General features: G+C 33.5%; 14 protein-coding genes. 2 read left to right on the top strand and 12 right to left on the bottom strand.

The genetic code is table 11. The features are described 5' to 3' along the window. Window positions 1–52: 52 nt before the first annotated feature. From cysD to cysQ, 3 genes are read right to left on the bottom strand one after another with little or no spacing between them, the layout of a single operon-like run. On the bottom strand, window positions 53–958 hold the full coding sequence (cysD, locus tag Q0714_RS00990; protein ID WP_298262425.1) for a sulfate adenylyltransferase subunit CysD: 906 nt from the start codon (window positions 956–958) through the stop codon (window positions 53–55). Window positions 959–966: 8 nt separating this feature from the next. Next, on the bottom strand, window positions 967–1,551 hold the full coding sequence (gene cysC, locus Q0714_RS00985; RefSeq protein WP_298262424.1) for an adenylyl-sulfate kinase: 585 nt from the start codon (window positions 1,549–1,551) through the stop codon (window positions 967–969). A gap of 3 nt (window positions 1,552–1,554) precedes the next feature. After that, window positions 1,555–2,442 carry a 3'(2'),5'-bisphosphate nucleotidase CysQ gene (cysQ, locus tag Q0714_RS00980; protein ID WP_367181308.1) on the bottom strand — a complete coding sequence of 296 codons (888 nt, stop codon included), beginning with the start codon at window positions 2,440–2,442 and terminating at the stop codon, window positions 1,555–1,557. Window positions 2,443–2,645: 203 nt separating this feature from the next. On the opposite strand from cysQ, the gene purL reads away from it, so the two are divergent. Beyond that, window positions 2,646–6,308, top strand: a complete 3,663-nt coding sequence (purL, locus tag Q0714_RS00975) for a phosphoribosylformylglycinamidine synthase (protein ID WP_298262423.1) — start codon at window positions 2,646–2,648, stop codon at window positions 6,306–6,308. A gap of 72 nt (window positions 6,309–6,380) precedes the next feature. Here the strand turns inward: purL and Q0714_RS00970 are convergent, their stop codons facing one another. The 9 genes from Q0714_RS00970 to Q0714_RS00930 form a co-directional block, all read right to left on the bottom strand. Then, entirely contained in the window at window positions 6,381–7,646 is a 1,266-nt protein-coding gene (locus Q0714_RS00970; RefSeq protein WP_298262422.1) for an OFA family MFS transporter, read from the bottom strand. A 22-nt stretch (window positions 7,647–7,668) separates the two neighbouring features. Beyond that, window positions 7,669–8,466: a pyruvate formate-lyase-activating protein gene (pflA, locus tag Q0714_RS00965; protein ID WP_298262421.1), complete on the bottom strand. Its 798-nt coding sequence runs from the start codon at window positions 8,464–8,466 to the stop codon at window positions 7,669–7,671. Between the two features lie 22 nt (window positions 8,467–8,488). Continuing rightward, window positions 8,489–10,714 carry a formate C-acetyltransferase gene (gene pflB / locus Q0714_RS00960; RefSeq protein ID WP_298262420.1) on the bottom strand — a complete coding sequence of 742 codons (2,226 nt, stop codon included), beginning with the start codon at window positions 10,712–10,714 and terminating at the stop codon, window positions 8,489–8,491. Between the two features lie 293 nt (window positions 10,715–11,007). Then, window positions 11,008–13,818: a pitrilysin family protein gene (locus Q0714_RS00955; protein ID WP_298262600.1), complete on the bottom strand. Its 2,811-nt coding sequence runs from the start codon at window positions 13,816–13,818 to the stop codon at window positions 11,008–11,010. A 156-nt stretch (window positions 13,819–13,974) separates the two neighbouring features. Further along, on the bottom strand, window positions 13,975–16,260 hold the full coding sequence (locus tag Q0714_RS00950) for a family 20 glycosylhydrolase (protein WP_298262419.1): 2,286 nt from the start codon (window positions 16,258–16,260) through the stop codon (window positions 13,975–13,977). 60 nt (window positions 16,261–16,320) lie between these two features. Next, window positions 16,321–17,964 (bottom strand): sulfatase, encoded by a 1,644-nt coding sequence (locus Q0714_RS00945; RefSeq protein ID WP_298262418.1) that lies wholly within the window; start codon window positions 17,962–17,964, stop codon window positions 16,321–16,323. Beyond that, window positions 17,948–19,501 (bottom strand): arylsulfatase, encoded by a 1,554-nt coding sequence (locus tag Q0714_RS00940; protein WP_298262417.1) that lies wholly within the window; start codon window positions 19,499–19,501, stop codon window positions 17,948–17,950. Before Q0714_RS00940 ends, Q0714_RS00945 begins: the two co-directional genes overlap by 17 nt. 88 nt (window positions 19,502–19,589) lie before the next feature. Further along, window positions 19,590–21,002: a sulfatase gene (locus Q0714_RS00935; RefSeq protein WP_298262416.1), complete on the bottom strand. Its 1,413-nt coding sequence runs from the start codon at window positions 21,000–21,002 to the stop codon at window positions 19,590–19,592. Between the two features lie 101 nt (window positions 21,003–21,103). Then, the gene (locus Q0714_RS00930; RefSeq protein ID WP_298262415.1) at window positions 21,104–23,344 is read right to left on the bottom strand and encodes an alpha-L-fucosidase; all 2,241 of its coding nucleotides are present in this window, start codon (window positions 23,342–23,344) and stop codon (window positions 21,104–21,106) included. A 245-nt stretch (window positions 23,345–23,589) separates the two neighbouring features. Between Q0714_RS00930 and Q0714_RS00925 the strand changes: the two genes are divergently transcribed. Continuing rightward, a complete protein-coding gene (locus Q0714_RS00925) occupies window positions 23,590–25,143 on the top strand; it encodes an arylsulfatase (protein WP_298262414.1) in 1,554 nt (517 codons plus the stop codon).

The raw sequence follows: 25,143 nt of genomic DNA, 5'->3' as shown, positions 1-25,143 counted from the left end.
CCCGAGCACAGCGACGCAAACCCGAGCGAAGCGAAGCAACCCCTTACACAAGCTAAAAATACCCCTCCTTTTTACGATCTTCCATCGCAGTTTCAGAGCGTTTGTCATCGGCTCTATTTCCTCGTTCTGTTTCTCGCATGGCAGCAACTTCTTTTACAATTTTTGCTATATTATTCGCTTCACTTTCAATACCACCACTAATGGTAATATCTCCTAAGGTTCTAAAACGTACTTTTTTGGTAACTACTTTTTCATTTTTAAGGGGAATTAAAAATTCCGATACTGGAATCCAACTATTATTTCTCCATACCACCTCTCGTTCATGAGCAAAATACAAGGAAGGAATTTCAATACCTTCACGTAAAATATAATGCCAAACATCCATTTCTGTCCAATTGCTAATAGGAAATATTCTAAAATGTTCTCCATAATGCATTTTTGCATTGAATAAATTCCACAACTCCGGACGTTGATTTTTAGGAGTCCACTGCCCAAAATCATCTCTATGTGAAAAAAAACGTTCTTTAGCTCTCGCTTTTTCTTCGTCACGTCTGCCGCCACCAATAGCACCATCTATTTGATGCGTTTCTATAGCATCTAACAAAGTAGTAATTTGCAATAAATTTCGAGTGGCTTGGTGCCCTTTTTCTTCCACTACGCGTCCTTCATTTATAGCTTCTTGAACGCTTCCTACAATTAAATTTACATCTAATTTAGCGGCTAAATAATCTCTAAATTTAATGGTTTCAGGAAAATTATGTCCGGTATCTATATGCAATAATGAAAAAGGAATTTTACTTGGGTAAAAAGCTTTTTTTGCCAAATGAGTGAGTACAATAGAATCTTTGCCTCCTGAAAATAAAATTGCAGGGTTTTGAAACTCCGCAAACACTTCTCTCAACACAAAAATGGCTTCAGATTCTAGTTCATCTATATAATTTTGATAGTATTTAGACATCGTTTTACTTATAATTTTGATTTTAAAACTTCTAAAATTTTGGCAACAGCCTGCTGTGGACTTTCTTCAACCGTTTTAATTTCTATTGTTGGATGAGTGGGATTTTCAAAAGGTGCACTAATCCCCGTAAAATTTTTAATTTCACCTGCACGTGCTTTTTTATACAAACCTTTTACATCGCGTTGTTCACAAACCTCTAAAGGGGTATTTACAAACACTTCAATATAATGCTCGCTTCCAACAATGTTTTTAATTTCTTCTCTAATTTTAGTATATGGGCTTATAAACGCTGCAATAACTACCACACCAGCATCTACAAACAATTTGGCAACTTCTGCGGTTCGTCTTAAATTTTCTTCACGATCTTCTTTTGAAAAAGTCAAATCTTTGTTCAACCCCCTGCGTAAATTATCACCATCTAAACTATAGGTATGTATGTGTTGTTGGTACAATTCTTTTTCTAATAAATTGGCTATGGTAGATTTTCCTGAACCCGATAAACCGGTAAACCAAATTAAACAAGAGCGGTGTTGATTTATTTGCGCTCTGTCTTGCCTATTAATGGTATAATCTTGTTTTTTTATATGTTTCATTGTTTATTGAACTATAAAATAGGGATTCAACAATGTTTTTTTATTGTAGTGCAATTCTTCAGCTTGCTGCTGTTGCATTACTTTTAAACCCACTGCACTGCATATTGCATGTCCTGCTGCAGTATCCCATTCCATGGTGGGTGCAAATCTAGGATATATGTTGGCATTTCCCTCAGCAACTTCACAAAATTTTAAGGAACTCCCTTTTGAAATAAGGTTAATTTCTTTACCCTGAGCTTTTAAGCTTTGAATAAAATCTGACGTTTCTTTACTGTGATGAGAACGACTTCCCACAATAGTAAGTATTGAATTATTAGTAGTTTGAGGGTGGATTTCCATACAATCTTGAAACAGTTGGTTTGTAAACTGATGCTTACTTAACTCAATTTTATAGGCTTTAGTATCTGAAACAATGGCATAATATAAAGTTTTAGTCACTGGCACATAAATAACTCCAAGCACGGGTTTTCCCTGTTCAATCAACGCAATATTTACGGTAAACTCACCATTTCTTTTAATAAATTCTTTGGTACCATCCAAAGGATCTACCATCCAACAGCATTCCCATTGTTTTCTTGTAGCGTACGATACTTGTTTATTTTCTTCGCTGATAATAGGAAATGGTGTAGTTTTTAAATAGCTATTGATAATGGTATTGGCTTGCTCATCAGCAATGGTTAAAGGAGAACTATCCGATTTTAAGGTAACAGCTATCTTTCCAGCATATACATTCATAATTTCTGCACCTGCTGCAATTGCTGCTTTGATAGCTATTTGTAGGAGTTCTTTCATATATTTTGAGGATGATTTTTTTGAGCTTTCTTGTCTTTTTTTTAGATTTGGTAAATATAAGGCATTCTCCATGAAGATAAAAGGAACTCCGTCAGTCATTGCGAACGTCATTGCGAGCGTAGCGAAGCAAACCCGAGCGTAGCGAAGCAAACTGTCAATCAGTAGTAACAGTTTACTTCGTCATTTGCAATTCCTCGTAAAGACGTTCCGAGCACAACGAAGCAAACTCAAAAATAAAAGTGTTAATTCTAATAATTTAATTAAATTTGCATTTTCTAACATTTCTCTAAAAAAATCGATATATGATTCATTTCTTTGGAAACAAAAACAGCAAAATTTATGCTGTGCAAACGTCAAAAGAACTTTCGCAAGAAGACACTTTAAAATTAAACTGGCTTTTTGGAAACCAAGAAAAACTAACAGAGGCATCTATCGATGCTTTTTTTATTGGTCCTCGTGCCGCTATGATTACGCCTTGGAGTACCAATGCTGTTGAAATTACACAAAATATGGGAATTGAAGGCATTCTAAGAATAGAAGAATTCAATGCTTCCAATGCACAAGAGGAATTTGATCCTATGATTTTTCAAAAGTACCAAATCTTAAATCAAACTACTTTTGATATTGATATAGATCCAGCACCAATTATAGAAATTGAAGACATTGCCGCCTACAACATTCAAGAAGGTTTGGCTTTAAATGAAGAAGAAATTGAGTATTTAAATGAATTGAGCAATAGAATTGGTAGAAAACTAACCGACTCTGAGGTATTTGGATTTTCTCAAGTAAACTCTGAACACTGTCGTCATAAAATATTTAACGGAACTTTTATCATCGATGGCGAAGCAATGCCAACCTCCTTATTTAAGCTGATTAAAAAAACATCGGAAACCAATCCTAATAGCATCGTATCTGCATATAAAGACAATGTGGCATTTGTAAAAGGGCCTACCGTAGAACAATTTGCTCCAAAATCAGCTGACAAACCAGATTTTTATGAAAAAAAGGAGTTCAATACAGTCATTTCACTAAAAGCAGAAACGCACAACTTCCCTACTACAGTAGAACCTTTTAATGGAGCTGCTACAGGGTCAGGTGGAGAAATTAGAGATCGATTGGCAGGTGGAAAAGGCTCGTTACCTTTGGCGGGTACCGCAGTGTATATGACTTCTTATTCTCGTTTAAACGAAAACCGTCCTTGGGAACAAGGAATGAAAGAAAGAGCGTGGTTGTACCAAACTCCTATGGATATTTTAATCAAAGCCTCTAATGGAGCTTCTGATTTTGGAAATAAATTCGGACAACCTTTAATTACGGGTTCTGTATTGACCTTTGAACACGAAGAAGATGCTCGTAAATTAGGCTTTGATAAAGTGATTATGCAGGCGGGTGGTATTGGCTATGGAAAAGCAGAACAAGCCATTAAAGATACCCCTAAGGAAAGTGATAAAATTGTAATTTTAGGAGGTGAAAATTATCGCATTGGTATGGGAGGTGCAGCAGTGTCTTCTGCTGATACAGGAGAGTTTGAAAGCGGTATTGAATTAAATGCTGTACAACGTTCCAATCCTGAAATGCAAAAAAGAGCTGCCAATGCCATACGTGGAATGGTAGAAAGCGATATCAATCCTATTGTTTCTATTCATGACCACGGCGCTGGAGGTCATTTAAACTGCTTGTCTGAATTGGTAGAAGAAACCGGAGGATTGATTGACTTAGATCAATTACCTGTTGGCGATCCTACCCTATCTGCAAAAGAAATTATAGGAAATGAATCTCAAGAACGCATGGGATTGGTAATTGGTAAAAATGATGCCGAAACTTTAAAACGTGTGGCGGAAAGAGAACGTTCTCCTTATTATGAAGTAGGTGAAGTTACCAACAATCAACGTTTTACGTTTGAATCTAAAACCAAAGGCGATAAACCTATGGATTTAGCGTTGACCGACATGTTTGGAAGTTCTCCTAAAACGATTATGACAGACACTTCCTTAAAAAGAAACTATGCGGAAGTTCCCTATTCTGAACAAAACATTCCCAACTATATCAAACAAGTTTTGCAGTTAGAAGCGGTTGCTTGTAAAGATTGGTTAACCAATAAAGTAGATCGTTGTGTAGGTGGTAAAGTAGCCAAACAACAATGTGCAGGTCCTTTACAACTGCCGTTAAATAATGTGGGGGTAATGGCATTAGATTATCAAGGAAAAGAAGGAGTTGCTACTTCTATTGGACATGCGCCTGTGAGTGCTCTTATCAATCCTGCTGCTGGAAGTAAAAATGCCATTGCAGAAGCCTTAACTAACATTATTTGGGCGCCGTTACAAGATAATTTAGCATCGGTTTCTTTATCAGCAAACTGGATGTGGCCTTGTAAAAATGAAGGTGAAGATGCCCGTTTGTACCAAGCAGTAAAAGCGGTTTCAGAATTTGCCATTGAATTAGGCATCAATGTACCTACTGGAAAAGATTCTCTTTCTATGAAACAAAAATATCCTAATGAAGAAGTTATTTCTCCTGGGACAGTAGTTATTTCGGCTGCTGCACATTGTAATGATATTTCTAAAGTAGTAGAACCCGTACTTCAAAAAAGAGGTTTAAATAAAATATATTACATCAACTTATCTAACGATTGCTTTAAATTAGGGGGCTCTTCTTTTGCTCAAATTCAAAATAAAATTGGAACAGAAACGCCAACCATAAAAGATGCAACCAAATTTAAAAATGCTTTTAATACCGTACAACAACTTATTAAAGAAGGTAAAATTTTAGCCGGACACGATATTTCTGCTGGTGGAATGCTTACTACCTTATTAGAGCTGTGTTTTGCACAAGAGCAAATAGGTTTAAACATTGATATTTCTTCTTTAGGTGAAGCTGATACTGTAAAAGCGTTGTTTGCCGAAAATAGCGGTATCATTTTTCAAAGTGATTCAGAAGATATTGCTTCCATACTCACTGAAAACCAGGTAGAATTTTTTGAATTAGGAAATGCGGTTAGAAGCGAATCTGTAAAAATTACAAACAACGGAAAACTAATAGAATTTAATATTCCTGAATTGCGTGATGTTTGGTATGAAACTTCGTACTTATTAGATCGTAAGCAAACTGCAAATGATTTGGCAAAAGAACGTTTTAACAATTATAAGGTACAACCTTTAACTTTTAAATTACCCAATCATTTTACAGGAAAACTTCCAGTAATAGACCCTACAAAACCACGACCAAAAGCAGCGATTATTCGTGAAAAAGGAAGTAATAGTGAGCGTGAAATGGCACATGCCATGTATTTGGCTGGTTTTGATGTAAAGGATGTACATATGACCGACTTAATTAGTGGTAGAGAAACTTTAGAGGACATTCAATTTATTGGTGCTGTTGGTGGTTTCTCCAACTCAGATGTACTAGGCTCTGCCAAAGGGTGGGCTGGAGCATTTTTATACAATGAAAAAGCCAAAACAGCTTTAGATAACTTCTTTAAACGTGAAGATACGCTATCCGTTGGTATTTGTAATGGTTGTCAATTATTTATGGAATTAGAAGTTATCAATCCAGAACACAAAGTGCATGGTAAAATGCTTCACAACGATTCACATAAACACGAAAGTAATTTTACCTCGGTAAACATTCAAGAAAACAACTCGGTAATGTTATCTAGTTTAGCAGGAAGCACTTTAGGAGTTTGGATTTCTCACGGAGAAGGTAAATTTAATTTGCCTATGGAAGAAAATGACTACCATATTGTTGCAAAATATGGCTATGACACATATCCTGCCAACCCTAATGGATCTGATTATAATGTAGCGATGATGAGTAGTAAAGATGGAAGACATTTGGTAATGATGCCACATATTGAACGTTCTATTTTCCAATGGAATTGGGCGTATTACCCAAGCGAAAGAACAGATGAAGTTTCTCCTTGGCTAGAAGCTTTTGTAAATGCAAGAAAATGGTTGACTAAAAAATAATCACTATTCAATTCCATAAAAAAAACCTCTTTTAAATTTAAAAGAGGTTTTTTATGCTTGTTGGTTTTATACCTAAGAAGCAGTCGCTAATTTTAAAGAATTTGTTTTATTTTTATGTGCCTTGGTGATAGAAAATTTCATGACTATAGCCACAATTAATGCCACTATAAATAAGCTAGCAAATACATATAAGGTAGCATCTAACGAACCTGTTTTTTCTTTTACAACATCATAAATGGTAGGTCCTACAACACCTGCCAATCCCCAAGCTGTTAAAATCAATCCTTGAATGGCTCCTAATTCTTTTGTCCCAAATAAATCACTAATAAAAGCTGGTAACATGGCAAAACCACCACCATACATTGAAATGATGGTAAATAAGGTAGCTAAAAATAAAAGTTCATACGCAAGTGCTGGTAACAGATAAAATGCCACTATTTGAAAAGCAAAAAATAAGATATAAATGGTAATACGCCCTAAATAATCTGATAAACTAGACCAAAAAAGTCGACCTAAACCGTTAAAAATCCCTATAAATCCAACCATAGCAGCGGCTTCCATAGGGGAATAGTTTAATTTTTCTTGCAGAATAGGACTTGCAGAAGAAATCAATGCAATTCCACAAGCAATATTGATAAACATCATCAACCATAAATAGTAAAATCTAGGTTTTTTGATGGCTTCTTTGGCACTTATATTTTCAAGATCTTGCTGTTTCAAGGTGTTGTTTTCAGGATGATAACCTTCTGGAATATACTCTTTAGGGGGTTGTTGCATATACCTTGCAGATCCCACAATTAATACCATAAAAATACTTCCCAATACATAAAAAGCATTAGCAACACCTACTGTATTAAAAAGGTATTGCATGAAAGGCCCAAAAATTAATGCTGAAAATCCAAATCCCATAATTGCCATCCCTGTAGCCAATCCTTTTTTATCAGGAAACCATTTTACCAAGGTACTTATAGGCGAAATATAACCTAAGCCCAATCCAATACCCCCAATAACTCCATAACCTATATAAAATAGCGGTAAAGAGCCGATATGAATTGCTATACCAGTAGTCACAATTCCAATTCCGTATAAAATTCCTGCGGTAGTTCCACTTCGTTTGGGACCCACTTTTTCTACCCATTTTCCTAAAAAGGCCGCAGAAAAGCCTAGCATTAAAATGGCTAGCTTAAAAGCCCATTTGATAGCGCTTCCTTCTACTTCAAAAATATCTTTTACAGGATTGGTCATTACCGAATAAGCATATACAGAACCGATGGAAACTTGTATTCCTACTGCTGAAGCAGCTATGAGCCATCTGTTTTTTAAGTGTTGTGTGTTCATTATTTAGATAGGATATTTCCTTTTAATTTGTTTTTACTTCTTTAAAATAGTTTTGTAAAATGGCAACCGCAGCTTGTAATTCATCAGGAGTATTTTCACGTGCATCTTTTAATTGATATTCCCAACCTAAAGCTTCCCATTTATGAATTCCCAATTTATGATAAGGTTGTAATTCAATTTTCTCAATGGTCGTATAGTTTTTAAAATACTTTCCCATGGCATGCAATAATTCGGGCTTATGGGTAATTTCAGGAATTAACACATAGCGCAACCACATTGGTTTACCTGAAGCTTCTCTATAAGCTGCAAAATTGAAAGTGGTTTCTTTACAACTCTTCCCTGTTAAAGCTACATAGCCTTCTTCAGTCATATGCTTAATATCTAGCATGACTAAATCTGTATAATCATCTAACAATTGTTTGGCATAACTATTTAATATTCTACCATTGGTGTCAATATTGGTATGAATACCTTCTTCTTTTAATCGTTTAAAAAATGGGATGAGTTCTTTGGCTTGCAATAAAGGCTCTCCACCTGAAACCGTTACGCCTCCTTTTTTTCCAAAGTAAGGTTTCATTTTTAAAGCAATTTCAACAAGTTGTTCAATGGTATATTCCATACCTCCTGAGGTTTCAATGGTATCAGGATTATGGCAATACAAACATTTCAGTTTACACCCTTGCAAAAAAATTACCAACCGTATTCCTGGTCCGTCATGAGTACCAAAAGACTCTATAGAATGAACTCTTAATATGTTTGCTGTTGTTTTGATAATTTTCTTTTTTGTGGCTATTGAAGGGCTATGTACATAGCCCTTCAATAGAAATATTAATTGGGGTTGGTTACAAAGATTCGTGGAACGAGCGTGTAATCACTTCTAATTGTTGTTCTTTGGTTAAACGAACAAAATTAACCGCATAACCAGAAACACGAATGGTTAATTGAGGATATTCATCAGGGTTTTCCATGGCATCTAACAACATTTCTTTATTTAATACATTCACATTTAAATGCTGAGCGTTTCTATAAAAATATCCATCTAAAGTAGTCGCCAAATTTTCAATTTGTTCTTCTTCAGTAGCACCTAATGATTTTGGTACAATTGAAAAGGTATTTGAAATTCCATCTTTAGAGTCGACATAATTAATTTTAGATACTGAATTTAAAGAAGCAATAGCTCCGTTACAATCGCGCCCATGCATTGGGTTTGCTCCTGGAGCAAAAGGTACTCCTTTAGCTCTACCATCAGGGGTTGCTCCAGTTTTTTTACCATAAGAAACGTTAGAAGTAATGGTTAAAACCGACATGGTAACTTCGGCATCTTTATACACTGGTAATTTTTTTAACTCATTATTAAATTCTGCAACCGCACCACTTGCTAATAAATCTACACGATCATCGTCATTACCATACATAGGAAACTCCCCTTCAATTTCAAAATCAACAGTCAAACCTTGCTCATTTCTTATCGGTTTTACTTTGGCATATTTGATGGCTGACAACGAATCTGCTACAATAGATAAACCAGCAATACCATACGCTATATTGATACTTGGGTTGGTATCTATTAAAGACATTTGAGCTTTTTCGTAATAGTATTTATCGTGCATATAGTGGATAATATTCATAGAATCGTTATACACTCTAGCTACTTGCTTCATCGCAATTCTAAAATTAGCCATCACTTTATTAAAATCTAAATATTCGTCGGTATATTCAGGTATTCCTTCTACAATTGGGGTACCTGTAAATTCACAACGACCACCATTTAAAGCTAATAATAACGTTTTTGCCAAATTGGTACGTGCGCCAAAAAACTGAATAGATTTTCCAAGTTCTTGGTAAGAAACACAACAAGCAATGCCATAATCATCAGACCCACGACTTTTAAGCATTAGGTCATCGTTCTCAAATTGAATAGATGAAGTATCTATGGCTACTTTTGCACAGTAGTTTTTAAAGTTTTGAGGTAAATGTTCAGACCATAAAATGGTGATATTTGGTTCTGGTGAAGGCCCTAAATTATATAAGGTATTTAAAAAACGGAATGAAGTTTTGGTTACTTTGGTTCTACCATCAGCCAACATTCCTCCGATAGCTTCAGTTACCCACGTTGGATCACCAGCAAAAATTTCATCATAGGCTTCCATACGTAAATGACGTACCATACGAAGTTTCATCACAAATTGATCGATGTATTCTTGTGCTTCCACTTCTGTAATCAGCCCAGCTTCTAAATCTCTTTCTATAAAAATATCTAAAAAAGAAGACACATTTCCTAAAGACATGGCTGCTCCATCTTGCTCTTTCACCGCAGCTAAATAAGCCATGTATGTCCATTGAACAGCTTCACGAGCGTTTTCAGCAGGTCTGGATAAATCTAAGTGATAAGATTTCCCCATTTCCACCATTTCTTTTAACGCTTTAATTTGCTCAGAAACCTCTTCACGCAAACGAATAACCTTGTCACTCATTGGCCCTACAATAGTCGCTAAATCTTGTTTTTTAGCGGCAATCAATCTATCAATCCCATACAATGCAATGCGACGGTAATCTCCAATAATTCTTCCTCTGGCATAATTATCTGGCAAGCCTGTTAAAAAACCTAATGAACGGTACTTTTTAATTTCATCGGTATAGGCATCAAAAACACCATCGTTATGTGTTTTTACGTATTTTGTAAACAATTCTGAAAGATGGTCGCTTGGTTTTAATCCATGTTCAGAAAGTGCTTTTTGAACTACTTTAAAGCCGCCAAATGGTTTCATCGCTCTTTTTAAAAGCTCATTGGTTTGTAAACCAACAATTACTTCATTTTTTTGATCAATATATCCAGCTTCAAAAGCATTGATTCCAGAAATAACTTCGGTATCTACTGAACGCACGCCATTACGCTCTCTTTCCTCTTTGGTTCCTTGTTTACAAGCTTCCCATAATTGTTGAGTTTTTTCACTCGGCCCAACTAAAAAGTGATGCGTTCCATGATAGGGTGAAATATTTTTGGCAACAAAGTCTCTTAAATTAATAAATTCATTCCAAACACCTTCATTAAATTTCTTAATTTTCATATATTTTAATTTAAATTTTAATCCTAATTTTCTTGAATTCTGGTACAAAATTAGTCCAATTAAATAGGTAAAATATGACAAAAATCATTGAATAATTAAGCCTTTTAAGTCTAGTGTTTTCAAGGCTTCACTAAAACGTTTGAAAATGTATTCTATGAAAAAACAGCTTCTTTTCAAAAAAAGGAAAAAAATATCATTTTTTTAAAAACGTATGTTTTTTTGATGCTTTTATTTAAAATTGAAGACAAAAAAAGGGATGCCAAAAGCATCCCTTTTTATATCATTCAAATTTTTTATTGTTTAACCGTTTCTAAAGGCACTTCTTCTCCTTCTTTTGAAACTAATTTTACTTCATCAAAGCCCATAGACTTGAATTGTGCAAATTGAGTAGCAGCATCACCAACCACTAAATACAACATTTTAGATTCATCTAAATATTTATTGGCTAATTTTTTATGCTGTTCTAAGGTCATATTATTAATAATACTTTCTTCATTTTCAATATAATTTGCTGGTAAATTATATGTACTCATTTCTTGTAACATTCCTAATAAAGATCCTTGAGTTTCAAAACGACGTGCATTGGATTTGATCAACGCATTTTTAGTGAATTCCAAATCTTCAGCACTAATTCCTTCTTTGTATGTTGCTATTTCATCTTTAAAAATTTGAACAGACTCTCCTGTAGTATTGGTTCTAACACTTGAGGAAGCTGAAAATGTTCCAGGTATTTTAGACCCACTAAAACTAGTACGGGCTCCATAAGTATAGCCTTTTTCTTCACGTAGTACTAAATTCACATTTCCAGAAAAAGAACCGCCTAATTTATAATTCATCACTTCTACTGGATAAAAATCTTTATCCGTTCTTGGCAATGCAATATAACCAATATTGATTACAGACTGTTTGGCGTTTGGAATGTCAACAAAAAATAAGGAAGATTTATCACGTGTATTTGCTATTGGATACGTTGGTATTTCAACCTCTTTGGCTTGCCAATCATTTTCTAAGCCTTTTAATACTTCTAAGGTTTTTTCTTTGGTGATGTTACCAACCATATGAAACTTGCTAATTGATGGACTGAAATTTTTAGTGTAAAAATCTTTTAAATCATCAATAGTAATGGCTTCAACAGAAGCTACTGTACCAATTGCAGGATAACTAAATATATGATCTTTACCATACAACGATTTGTTAAACACACGATTTGCCACCTGATTTGGGTTTGAATTTGAACGTGTAATTTGATTGATGGTACTTGTTTTTATACGAGCAAATTCTTCTTCATCCCAACGTGGTTCTAATAAAATTTCTTTGATCAACTCCATTGTTTTTGGTAAGTTTCTCACTAAAGTATTTCCTCTAATAACTATAGATTCGTTGGTGGTGTACATATTGATATTGGCTCCTAATAATTCTATGGCCTCTTCCAATTCTTCAGGTGTTTTGTTAACTGTACCTTCCATCATAATATCAGTCATTAAATTTGCTACTCCATTTTTTTCGATAGCATCTAATAAATGACCACCTTCTATAACCAAGCTAAAGTTAACCAACGGAATTTCATTTTGTTCAATACCATAAACTTGTATTCCATTTGCTAATTCCGCAGTCCAGCTTTGTGGGATACTTAGTTTAGGGGATTCTCCTTGTGCTGGAGCTACAGAACGATCAATTTTTGAAGGTGTTTTTACCACCTCATCGTTTTTATCTACAACCGTTTTAGTGACATTTTCTTTTATTTCTTCTTCAACCACTTCAGCTTTTACAGAATTATCAGCAACTAAATCTAACTGTCCCTTAGGTACAAAACTCGTCATTACAAAAGGTTTTCCTTTAAGATAGGTTTCATACACACGCATCACATCTTCTTTGGTTACCTTTTTAATATTTTCAATGTCTTGTTCAATAAATTTAGGAGTTCCTGCAAATACGTTGTATTGTGCCAATTGAAATGATTTTCCTAAAACACTGCTAATTCCATTATAAAAACTAGTTTCTAAACCAGCTTTGATACGTTCAATATCTTTATCTTGAATGCCTTCTTTTTCAAATAGCTCAAATGCCTCAAAAATACCAGCTTCTACATCTTTTAAGCTTTTACCATTGTTGGCAGTAATTGAAATATGAAATTCTCCAGCCAATTCTTGGGCTCTATTATATGCAGTAGTTCTAGAGGTCAATTCTTTTTCTTTAACTAAAACTTTGTACAATGGTGCTTTTTTTCCACTTGAAAGTAGTTCCGCTAAAAAGTCTAAAGCATACGCATCATCTACATATTGTTGAGTTGTTGGCCATACAATATTTAATTGTGGAGCTGAAGCAAAATTATCTTCATGATACAAACGCTTGGTTTCTGAAATAGTAATTGGTTGCGCAGGTAATGGTGTTACTTCTTGTCTTTTTTTAATTTCTCCAAAATATTTTTCAATCAAAGCTTTAGCATCTTCCAATTCAAAATCTCCGGCTAAAACTAAAGTTGCATTATTTGGCCCATAAAACTTGTCGTAAAATTCTTTTACATCAGCAACGGTAGCATTTTGTAAATCTTCTAATTCACCAATTACTTGCCAACTATAAGGATGTCCTTTTGGGTATAAATTTTTATCCAATACCCAACTTGTATGACCATATGGATTGTTATCTACACGTTGTCTTTTTTCGTTTTGAACCACTTCTTGTTGGTTGTAAAAAGCAGATTCTGTAACGGTATTGATTAAATATCCCATTCTATCGCTTTCTAACCATAGTACGGTTTCTAAAGCATTGTTTGGTACCACTTCATAGTAAATAGTACCATCTTTCCAAGTACCTCCATTAAGTGTTCCTCCTAAATCTTGAATTTTTTTAAAAAATTGATCTTGAGGTACATTTTCAGATTCTTGAAATAACATGTGCTCAAACAAGTGAGCAAAACCAGTTCTTCCAGTTTTTTCCCTATTAGAACCTACTCCATATTGTATGGCTACCGATACAATTGGATCACTTTTATCTTGATGTAAAACTACATCTAGACCATTTTCTAACTCATATTTTTCAAAATCTATTGAAAATTGAGTTTCATTACTAGCAATTTTTGTGTCTTCTTTTTTACATGAAGTCATTAAAAAAGGCAACAAGAATAGCGTAAAAATTAAATTTTTTAAATTCTTTTGAAGCATATTTATGTGTTTTTTTAGAATTGACTAAATATACACAAGATTATTTAAATAAGTCACCTTCTTTTAAAAACTTAATTTTAAGGTGTTTACCATAGTTGTTTATTTGATAGATAGTTCATCAACAAAAATCCAAGCAGCTCCTTTTCTTATATGCCATTCTGGAAGTGTTCCTCTGTTTTTAGCGACTATTTTTATAAATCCTACCTTTTGTTTTTCAAAATTAGTTTCTATTCTTTTAATAAAAGGATCTCTTTTTTCTATAGTTTCAATGGCTGAATTAAGTACTGGAAGATAATTTTTCCCATCTTTTGAAATTGCTATAGAAACATTAGTTGGCAACATAACCGAAGTTGAACCTATGTGTTGAAAGAAATTTAAGCCTATATAAGAAAGTTCACTTACACTTCCTAAATCAATGGTAACCTCAAAGTCATCTTTTTTAAATCCTTGCCAATGAGGATCATCACCTCTAGAAATGGCAAATTTTTGATCGAACAAGGCTTCAGCACCACCTCCACTATACGCATCATTATACGCATTTGTATAGGTGATAGTACATTGATCACTAAAACTGGTAGAAAACATTTTTATCAACGGATACCCTGTTTGTTCTCCATTTCTAAAACATACCGCATGTAAATGGATAGGTGAAGTATAACGAATAGGCTTAGTATATACGGTTGAATTTAATGTTGGTTCAGAACCATCTAAAGTATATCTAATTTCATAACGATTGAGTTCATTGGCTAATCTTAAATTAAATTGTTGGGTAGTTTTATCATAGCTCACTTGGTAATTAGGTGTTAATGAACTTGTTGCATACTCATAACCTAATTCTTGAAACCTATCAAATTGAACATCGAGTTTGTCTATAAATTTTTCTTTATTTTTTTGAGTTGAAGGAGTCCACAAAGCTTCAGAAAGTGCACTAATTCGAGGTAAAATCATATATTGAATATGGTTTAATGAAGCAATTTGCTCTGTCCAAAGGTTTGCTTGTCCTCCTAAAATATGATGCTTTTTATCTGCTGCAATTTCATTTGGAATAGGATGAAACTCATACACTTTTAAAAGATTGTTATACCCACCCCAAGATGGTGGTTCAAACTCGCTACTCCCTTGACTGTGGTCAAAATAACAAGGTGAACCTGGCGACATTACTACATCGTGCCCCTCATTAGCTGCTTCAATTCCACCTTTAACTCCACGCCAAGACATTACGGTAGCTCTTTCAGGCAAACCACCTTCTAAAATTTCATCCCAGCCTATTAATTTTTTATTTTTTGAATGAATAAACTGCTCCATTCTTTTAACAAAATAACTTTGCAATTCATCAGCATTTTTTAAGTTTTCTGTTGCCATACGTTGTTTACAATCGCTACATTGCAACCAACCTTCTTTACCTACTTCATCTCCTCCAATATGTAAATATTGACTAGGGAATAATTCAACCACCTCTGTTATGATATTTTGTAAAAAAGTAAAAGCACCATCGTTACCAGCACAATACACACCTGTAGCTTCAACTCCCTTGCACATAAACTCTGGATAACATTGTAAGGCAGCTTCCGAATGACCTGGCATTTCAATTTCTGGAATTACTTCAATATAACGTTCAGCCGCATAAGCTACAATCTCTTTAATATCTTCTTTGGTATAATAACCGCCATATACCTCTCCATCAAAATTTTGCTCACAAACTTCAAATTCTTCCCAAGGTTTTCTATTTTCTTTTACTTTTCTCCAAGCGCCTTTTTGAGTTAACATTGGATACTTATCAATTTGTATGCGCCATCCAATACCATCAACTAAATGCCAGTGAAATTTATTCATTTTATGCATTGCTAAAATATCTATCACCTGTTTAACTGAATCTTTTGGTAAAAAATGTCTTGATACATCTAGCATCATTCCTCTCCATTTAAATTCGGGAGCATCTTTTATGGTTACTAAAGAAAGTATTGGTTTTTGAATGCTATTTTTAGGACTTAATAGTTGCTTTATAGTTTGAACTCCGTAAAAAATTCCTTGATAAGTTCCAGCTCGAATTGCAATTCCTTTTTTTGAAACCGTTAAATCATAAGCTCCTTCTTGTACTTGCTCACCTACTTTTGTTAGAAAAATAGCATTGTTTTGAGCTGTAGTTGAAACTTCTATACTTAAAGAAAATTGATTTTTTAAAAAAGTAATCAGTTCATTAGCTATGCTTTTAGCATCTTCAGATTCATCAATTACTATAACTGTTTGCTCATTGATTTCAAAATACCCATCTTGATATTGAATATGAGCTGGTTCTGGAATAATTCCAAGACGTTTTGGTGGTTCTTGCTGACAAGAAATAGTAATTAATACTGCTGCTAATACAATAATTTTAGAGATGTTCATTGGAGCTTATACTTTTAAATGGAAGTTTTTAATTTGTACAAATAACTATTATTCAAATAGTTATTTTTGAAGTCCTTTAGCTTTGAGATATCTAGTTAAATTTGTTTGGGTTAAAGCATCACTGTCACCATATTTTAACCTGAGTTCTTTTAGCTGTTGATGCATTTTCTTCTGAACTTTTGCATACGATGGGTTATTGTATAGATTTTTCATTTCTGAAGGGTCTTTTTCCAAATCATACAATTCCCAAGCATCTATATCATAATAAAAATGAATGAGTTTATAACGAGCTGTTCTAATTCCGTAATGCCGCTTTACATGATGTTCTCCTGGAAATTCATAATAGGTATAATAAATCGCATCTCTCCATTCACTTACTTCTCCATTCACCAATTTTCTAAACGATTCTCCTTGGACATCTTTAGGTATTTCAACACCAGCGTAGTCTAAAAAAGTAGGTGCAAAATCTAAATTTTGAACTAATTTATCAATGGTAGTTCCTGGTTTTATTTCTTTAGGATATTTCATAAGTATGGGAGTTCTAAAAGACTCTTCATACATAAAACGTTTGTCGAACCACCCATGCTCTCCTAAATAAAAACCTTGATCTGAAGTGTAAACTACTATGGTATTTTCTGAAAGCCCTTGTGCATCAAGATATTCTAAAATTTCACCCACCCCATCATCTACAGATTGTATGGTGCGTAGGTAATCTTTTATATACCTATTGAACTTCCACTTGGCTAAGTCTTTTCCTTGATATTTTTTTTCTTTAAAATCTTTTATGATAGGTGTATAATATGCATCCCAAACCTTTTTTTGAAGCGAATCCATTCTATTATACTGATTTTCAAACGCTTTTCTGTACCTTGTTTTTAACGCTCCTTCTACATCTAACATTTTTAAATCGTACACCACATCCATATCTTTATAAATTCCCATTTCATGTTTAGAGGCTGCCAATCTACCCGAATAATCATCATAAAAGTTCGCTGGAAGTTCAAACTCTTTATCCTCAAATAAAGTGAAATACTTTTCTTCTGGCATCCAAGTTCTATGCGGTGCTTTTTGATGATACAAGAGCAAAAAAGGGGCGTCTTTTTTACGTTTGTTTTGTAACCAATCTAACGCAATATTAGTCGTTACCTTAGTCACATATCCTTGGTATTGTTTTCGAACCCCATTTTCAATAAAATCTGGGTTGTAGTATTCTCCTTGCCCTGGCAAAACATTTGAATAATCAAAACCTTGTGGTAAGCCTTTTAAATGAATTTTTCCGACCAAAGCTGTTTGATATCCTGATTTTTGAAGCTGCTTGGCAAAATTATCTTGATCCCAATTATAAGGTAATATGTTATCTACTTTACCATTGATATGACTGTGTTTTCCAGTAAGCATTACTGCTCTGCTTGGAGCACATATAGAATTAGTCACAAATCCTTGATTGAAAATGACTCCTTCTGTTGCAATTCTATCAATATTAGGTGTATGATTCAATCCATGACCATAAGCGCTTATTGCTTGATATGCATGGTCATCACTCATAATAAAAACAATATTTGGCTGTTTAACTTCAACAATTGCTTTAGTTACTTTGCCTTTAGACTGTTGACAACTACTCAAAGTTAGCACACAGCTAAAAACACCTAGAAAAAGTGAAATTTTGTTAAAATATCTAGATTGCTTCTTATTTTGAAATTTCATCTCCAAGTTCTTTAATTTTAAATTTTTCTATATCTGCAGGAGTATGTTCTTCTTTCATAATAGTCGTAATTTTCTCTACAATTTCCGGATATTCATCAGCCACATTTATAGCTTCAGTTGGATCTTCTTTTAAATTGTACAACTCAATGTCCATATTTCCTTTAAAAATATTTTTACGAATTCCTTTCCAATCTCCCATTCTTACAGCTTGCTGACCTTGATAGCTTGGAAATTCCCAATATAAAAATTGATGAGTTGGTTGATCTCCTTTTTCTAATAAAGTTGGTAAAAAACTAATTCCATCAATATCCTTAGGTAACTCAGCATTTACTAAGCTACCAAAAGTTGGTAATACATCCCAAAAAGCCGATACATGATTGGTGGTGCTTCCTGCCTTAATTTTTCCAGGCCAACTTGCAATCATTGGAACTCTAATTCCTCCTTCATAAGTAAACCCTTTGGTTCTTCCATATTCATTTGAGAAAGGTTTGGCACTATTAAAATATTCAGCATCTACTCCCCCTGTGTATGTGGGTCCATTATCGCTTGTAAATACAATAATGGTATTTTCATACAAATCCAAATCCTTTAACTTTTGAACGATTTCTCCAACTTGGTCATCTAAATAAGTAATCATTCCAGCATAAGTGGCATTTGGATATCTTGTTGGAAAATAACCTTTATCGCCCACATATGGTGCTTCCTCTCCAAACAGTTTTACGTATTTATCTACATATTGATGAGGTACTTGCAACGGTAAATGAGGTAAAGGAGAAGCATAGTACATAAAAAATGGCTGCTCTTTGTTTTCTTCAATAAATTGAAGAACCTCTTGTTGCATTAATGCTGGAGCATATTCATGTTGTTCATATTTTTGATAACTTTCAGAAGCCATGATATCAGCTCCCTTATCTAATTTGGTATTTGGAGCAATCAACTCGTTTGCTAACCAAACTTTTTCTTCATTTTTCCATAAATGTTTTGGATATAATTGATGTGCTTGACGTTGGCAATTATACCCATAAAAAAAGTCGAAACCACTTTTAGTAGGTATCCCTTCCGTTAATGGAGCTCCTAGTCCCCATTTTCCAACCACTGCAGTTTTATAGCCTGCTTTTTGCAATACCTTTCCTAAAGTTGTTGTACTGTTTAAAATTGGACGCTGCCCTTCTAAATTTGGATCTTCTACTGTTTTTTTATAATTCCAAACATCACCACGCTCTGCCCATTCATCATTCCCTCTAATACGCGCATGTCCAGCATGTTTACCAGTTAACAACATATACCTTGAAGGTGCACAAACTGGGGCACCTGCATAATGTTGCGTAAATATCATACCACTAGAGGCCAAAGCATCTATATTTGGAGTTTGAATTTTTTCTTGTCCATAAACACCCAATTCACCATAGCCTAAATCATCTGCTAAAATGTATATAATATTGGGGTTCTTAACTTCATCTTTGTTAGGTAACTCTTTACACGAATTAAAATTAAGTGCTAAAATTAGGATAAATACTATTTTTTGAAGGCTTTGCATTGATTGTTAAATTTAAATGACCTATAATTTTGCTTTATATTAGTTGTAAAAATAAACCATTTTACATTAAATGTGTTATTTACAATTATTAATACTGAATATTTATATCGTTAGTTCTAATTTCTTTTAATTTGAGTCGTAATTTCAATTTCATTTCAGCTACTATGCTTTTATAATTTGGGTTATTTGCTAAATTGGTAAATTGTTGAGGATCATTTTCCATATCAAATAATTCTATACCAGAACCAGCATCTTCATCGTACTGAATATAAGCCCATTTTTTTGTTCTAATTAAAAATGATTTTCCTCCTTGACTTACCGAAAATGCCATATCTCTTACTTTAGCATTTGGATTGTCGAGTGTTTTAACTAAACTTTTCCCTTGTAGGTGTTTAGATGCTTTTAATCCTGCTAATTCCGCAATGGTAGGGTATAAATCCAATAGTTCTACAAAAGAATGACATACAGATGCTTTTTTACCTGGAACTTTAATAATCATAGGAACTCTAACAGATTCTTCATGCAAGCTTACTTTCATCCAAAAATTGTGTTCTCCTAAATGAAAACCGTGATCAGAGGTAAAAATTACAATGGTATTATCTTCTATACCTTCTTCTTTTAAAGCGTTTAACACTTTCCCTACTTGGGCATCCATATAAGATACTGCAGCATAATACCCAGCTACTGCTTTTTTTTCTTGCTCAAGATTCATTTGAGCATTTACACTGGTTACATAATTAATTCCTCTTTTTGGAATATCATTCCAATCATCTTTAACTTTTGGAGGCATTTCAATCACTTCAAATGGGTAGTCTTTAAAGTACTTTTTTGGGGCAACAAATGGCACATGTGGACGAACAAACCCAACTGCCAAAAAGAAAGGTTCATTTTTGTGTTGTTTAATTAACTCTATAGCTTTTAAGGCTGTTTTTCCGTCAGAATGTACAGTGTCATCTCCTTCAGCTTTTACAATAGTCATAACATTTCCACCTTTTCTTTCTATGCTTTCATCAGGGTTTCCTTGTACAAGTTCAGCTTCACCTTCAGCTTTCCATTCAGGACCTTGACTATTAAAACGCTCCGTCCAAGAAGCTTCATCATCTTCACCATTAGAGCCTGTTTCAATATCAATTGGAACTCCCATATGAAAAATTTTACTCACTCTAGCCGTATAATAACCATTATTTTTAAACAATTGTGCCCAAGTATTTCTATCATTTCCAATATTTTTTCGTCCGCTAACATATCCGTACGTGGTAGTAGCATTTGGATAATAACCAGACATTAATGAAGCTCTAGAAGGTCCACACACAGGGTATTGGCTATATGCTTTGGTATATTGAACCCCTTCTGAAGCTAATTGGTCAATATTTGGCGTTTTACAAGCCTTGTTTTCATAGGAAGAAACTGCAGTAGCAGTTAAATCATCTGCAATAATAAATAAAACATTTGGTTTAGTTGATTTTTGAGCTACTATGTTATCAACGGTTAGGAATACCATTAATACTAAAACATATTTAAAAAATTGTTTGTGACTAAAATTTATGAATGGCATTATTTATTTATTTATTTATTTATTTATTTATTTATTTATTTATTTATTTATTTAAAAAAATTAAGTTCTGAAATAGTGGCTGTACTTTTATTTCCAGCAATGGTATTGGTAACTATTTTAACAAATCTAAAACTAGACTTTGTATTAAAATAATGTGTTCTTGGTGAAGGGTCATTAATTAAATTTCCAAATTCAAAGGTATCCAAATACTCCCAAGAAGATCCATCAGTACTGGTATAAATTGTTCCTTTTTCTATCATCCCTAAAATATTATTTTTTGGAGGAAGATATTCAAAACCTTTCAATGCTATTAACTTTCCTAAATCTATACTTATACTGTGATTGGTTCCAGAAGTTGATTGCCAATAAGTTGTTGGGTTTTCATCAAAAGCAAAATAAGCTTGATGCTTTTGTTGTTCACTAGAGACTTCTAAAACTTTCCAAGTATTTTTTAAAATTCCTAAAGTTTTAGCACTTATACTTCCTTGATCTGAATTTACATAAGCAACCGCTTTTATGATTCCTGATTGGTATTTAAATGGCACTGTGTATAATTTTGATTTTTTAGTGGGGGTACTACCATCAATTGTATACCTAATTTCAAGATTGCTTTGTAAATTTTTACGACTATTTTCTCCATGAGGTTTCCAGCTAAAGTTCGTAGTTTTTGGTTCAATTTTTACCATTCCATTAAGCGTTCTATGTATTGTTAATTGAGGTGGTGTAGCTTTGTAATAATGTGCTGAGATTAAAGAGATGGCAGGAGTAAATCGATTTTTTAGAATTCGAAGTCTAAATTTAGTAGAAGTTACCTCTTTAAATCGAAGAATTTTTTTATAGCCAACATTTGTTCCTTCTGCTATAAGCGTCCATTTATTGTTTAACCAGGCATCTACTGCATATTTTTCAATTCTCTCGCTATGAGTAGCAATAGCCTCTTGAAGTACCAAACGATTGATAGTAACTGGTGTTGGTGTTGATATTACCATACTCTTATTATTTTCATCAAACAGTTTATAGGTAGTATCATTTAAATCTAACACTTCTTTTGGTCCTGTTGCATATTGAAATAAATTAACGGCATACGTTTCTTTAATTCGTTTTCCAACTTCTTGTAAAACTGCAACATCTTTTGATGAAAATTTACCTTCTTTATTAGGAGGGATGTTTAATAAAAAAACGGTGTTTCCTCCAACAGCTCTTTCATACATATCAAAAACATCGTCTGCATTTCTTACTTGCTGATGTTCATCATCTCTATAAAACCACCCTGATCTTATAGAGGTATTAACTTCAGCGAATTGATAATGTAAAAAATTAGCATTATAGAGTTGAGGTCTTTCACCAATTTCATCTGAGGTTATATCATCAAACCTAGTAAGTTTATTAGGATTATCTTTATATGGAATAATATTCCACTCCGTTTTTCTTGTTTTTCCTGCTTCATTACCACACCACCTAACATCTTCTTTTCCAAAAATAACAGCTTCTGGAGCTAATGTTTTTATAAGCTCTTTCCAAGCCTGGTAATTGTATTGCTGATTTCCTTTTCTTTTAGGATGTGCTCCATCAAACCATACTTCGTGGATAGGGCCATATTCTGTTAATAATTCAAATAATTGATTTAAAAAATATTCATTATAATCATCTACTTCAAAAGTAAACGTAGTTGTATTTTTAAACGGCCTATTTGATACTATTTTTGGAATGATTCTTTGAGTAATTTTGCTTCCATTACCATACAAACCTTTGGGGTTTTCAATTTGAAACAAATCTGCTGGAGACAAATAAACTCCCAGCTTAAGCCCATATTTTTGACAAGAAGCCGCTAAATTTTTAAGCACATCTCCTTCACCATTTTTAAAATTTGTTGACATAATTCCATGCTTGGTATATCTCGTTTGCCATAAACAAAATCCATCGTGATGTTTGGCTGTAAAAATAACCTTGGTCATACCTGCACTCTTCATAGCTTCACACCATTGATCGGTATCTATTTTTTTTAACTCAAATAATTGAGGATCCTCCATTCCTGAACCCCATTCTTTTCCTGTAAATGTATTAGGCCCAAAATGGATAAATGCAATAAATTCATCCTTTAAAGCATTAAATTGTTGCTTTGTAGGAATCACATGGGCAGCTTTTAAAATTATAGACTCTTTAGTATCATTTTGTGCAATTTCAATTGTATTTGTAGGTTCAATATTAATCTTTTGTTGAGCCGTACTCTTAAAAAAAGTGAAGAAACAAATTGCTATTTTGAAAATCATTTTTATATGAAGTCTCATAATTTATTAATTTATATAGCTTTAAAATTAAATGAATTCTATTGATATCAATATTAATTTAGATAAAGAGCGTCAATTTTCAATTAAATGACAGATTTTAAAGAACATCTTAACAAAATAATTATTTAAGCTAAAACCAAAATTGAACATTAGTATGTAAACTTAGAACCTTCGTCTAAAAATATAGTAAAACCCTAAGTAAATTTTTAAATTTAACTGTTTTTTAATTTTTAAAATAATTATACGTGAGATTTATAGCTTGTATATATGCACACAAAACTTCTACTTTTTATAAAAACTATATGTTCTTTTGGTTGTTGACATTTATCTTTACCAATCCTCATACCGTTTTTAGTCAACAACATAAACTCCCAAATATCATTTATATTTTAGCTGATGATCTTGGGTATGGTGATATTTCTCATTTAAATGAAGCTTCCAAAATAAAAACTCCTAATATCGATCAGTTAGCTGCCGAAGGAATTTCATTTACAGATGCACATAGCAACTCAGCTGTTTGTTCACCAACAAGATATGGTATTTTAACTGGAAGGTATGCTTGGAGAACTTGGATGAAAAAAGGAGTTCTTTGGAGTTATGATGAGCCATTAATAAAAAAAGATAGAGCTACTGTAGCCAGTATTTTAAAAAAGAAAGGCTATCAAACAGCTTGTATTGGAAAATGGCATTTAGGTTTAGAATGGGCAAAAAACATAGACGGTTCAGTAAATTTTAAGCAACCTTTAAAAAGTACTCCAAATGATGTAGGTTTTGATCTATTTTATGGAATTAGTGCTTCTTTAGACATTCCTCCATACTTCTATATAGAAAATCATAAAATTACAGCTACAAAAATTGACACTATTGAGGCTACTACCGGAAAAGGTTTTTGGAGAAAAGGCCCTATCGGAAACGATTTTAAACACCAAGACGTACTTCCTCATTTAACAAATAAAGCAATCACATATATTCAAGAAAGCACTCAAAATAATAACCCTTTCTTTTTGTATTTTCCTTTGCCTGCACCCCATACTCCAATTTTACCCTCCGCTAAATTTAAGGGAAAAAGTGAAGCTGGTGATTATGGCGACTTTGTTTTAATGGTTGATGATGTGGTAAAACAACTAGAAAACACCGTTAAAGAATTAGGTATTTCTGAAAACACTTTAATTATTTTTACAAGTGATAATGGCTTTGCTCCAGCAGCTGATACTAAAGAACAACTCCGTTTTGGACACACCCCAAGTAAAAATTTTAGAGGATATAAAGCAGATATTTACGAAGGAGGTCATCGTATTCCTTTTATTGCAAAATGGCCTGCTAAAATTAAAAAAGGAACTTCTTCAAATGAAATTATATGCCTCACAGACTTAATGGCAACAGCAGCTGCTATAGTTGATGAAAAATTAGCTGATAATGAAGCCGAAGATAGTTATAACATACTACCCGCTTTATTGAGTGCACCTTATGATACACCTATTAGAGAAGCAACTGTGCATCATTCTATTGAAGGAATGTTTTCCATTAGACAAGGAAAATGGAAGTTAGTTTTTAGTGCTGGTTCTGGAGGTTGGTCTTATCCCACTCCAAAAGAAGCTGAAGAAATGAAATTGCCAAACTATCAACTATACAATTTAGAAAAAGATATTTCTGAGACCGTTAATATTGCAAAAGAACACCCTGCTATGGTCAAAAAACTTACCTTACTCATGAAAAGCTATATTGAAAAAGGAAGAAGTACTATAGGAAAACCACAAAATAACGATACAAAAACTTCTTTTTTACCAAAAACACCTTAG

This window comes from uncultured Lutibacter sp. (genome assembly GCF_947493565.1).
In the GTDB taxonomy this organism is placed as follows: Bacteria; Bacteroidota; Bacteroidia; order Flavobacteriales; family Flavobacteriaceae; genus Lutibacter; species Lutibacter aestuarii.
Note: the sequence above shows the minus strand (reverse complement) of the source record. Positions and strands in the feature narration are given on the sequence as shown.

What these genes read in the sequence shown, in the direction of transcription:
- cysD (WP_298262425.1), bottom strand. Translation starts at nt 958, where the DNA reads ATGTCTAAATACTATCAAAATTATATAGATGAACTAGAATCTGAAGCC.
- cysC (WP_298262424.1), bottom strand. Translation starts at nt 1,551, where the DNA reads ATGAAACATATAAAAAAACAAGATTATACCATTAATAGGCAAGACAGA.
- cysQ (WP_367181308.1), bottom strand. Translation starts at nt 2,442, where the DNA reads ATGACTGACGGAGTTCCTTTTATCTTCATGGAGAATGCCTTATATTTA.
- purL (WP_298262423.1), top strand. Translation starts at nt 2,646, where the DNA reads ATGATTCATTTCTTTGGAAACAAAAACAGCAAAATTTATGCTGTGCAA.
- Q0714_RS00970 (WP_298262422.1), bottom strand. Translation starts at nt 7,646, where the DNA reads ATGAACACACAACACTTAAAAAACAGATGGCTCATAGCTGCTTCAGCA.
- pflB (WP_298262420.1), bottom strand. Translation starts at nt 10,714, where the DNA reads ATGAAAATTAAGAAATTTAATGAAGGTGTTTGGAATGAATTTATTAAT.
- Q0714_RS00955 (WP_298262600.1), bottom strand. Translation starts at nt 13,818, where the DNA reads ATGACTTCATGTAAAAAAGAAGACACAAAAATTGCTAGTAATGAAACT.
- Q0714_RS00950 (WP_298262419.1), bottom strand. Translation starts at nt 16,260, where the DNA reads ATGAACATCTCTAAAATTATTGTATTAGCAGCAGTATTAATTACTATT.
- Q0714_RS00945 (WP_298262418.1), bottom strand. Translation starts at nt 17,964, where the DNA reads ATGAAATTTCAAAATAAGAAGCAATCTAGATATTTTAACAAAATTTCA.
- Q0714_RS00940 (WP_298262417.1), bottom strand. Translation starts at nt 19,501, where the DNA reads ATGCAAAGCCTTCAAAAAATAGTATTTATCCTAATTTTAGCACTTAAT.
- Q0714_RS00935 (WP_298262416.1), bottom strand. Translation starts at nt 21,002, where the DNA reads ATGGTATTCCTAACCGTTGATAACATAGTAGCTCAAAAATCAACTAAA.
- Q0714_RS00930 (WP_298262415.1), bottom strand. Translation starts at nt 23,344, where the DNA reads ATGAGACTTCATATAAAAATGATTTTCAAAATAGCAATTTGTTTCTTC.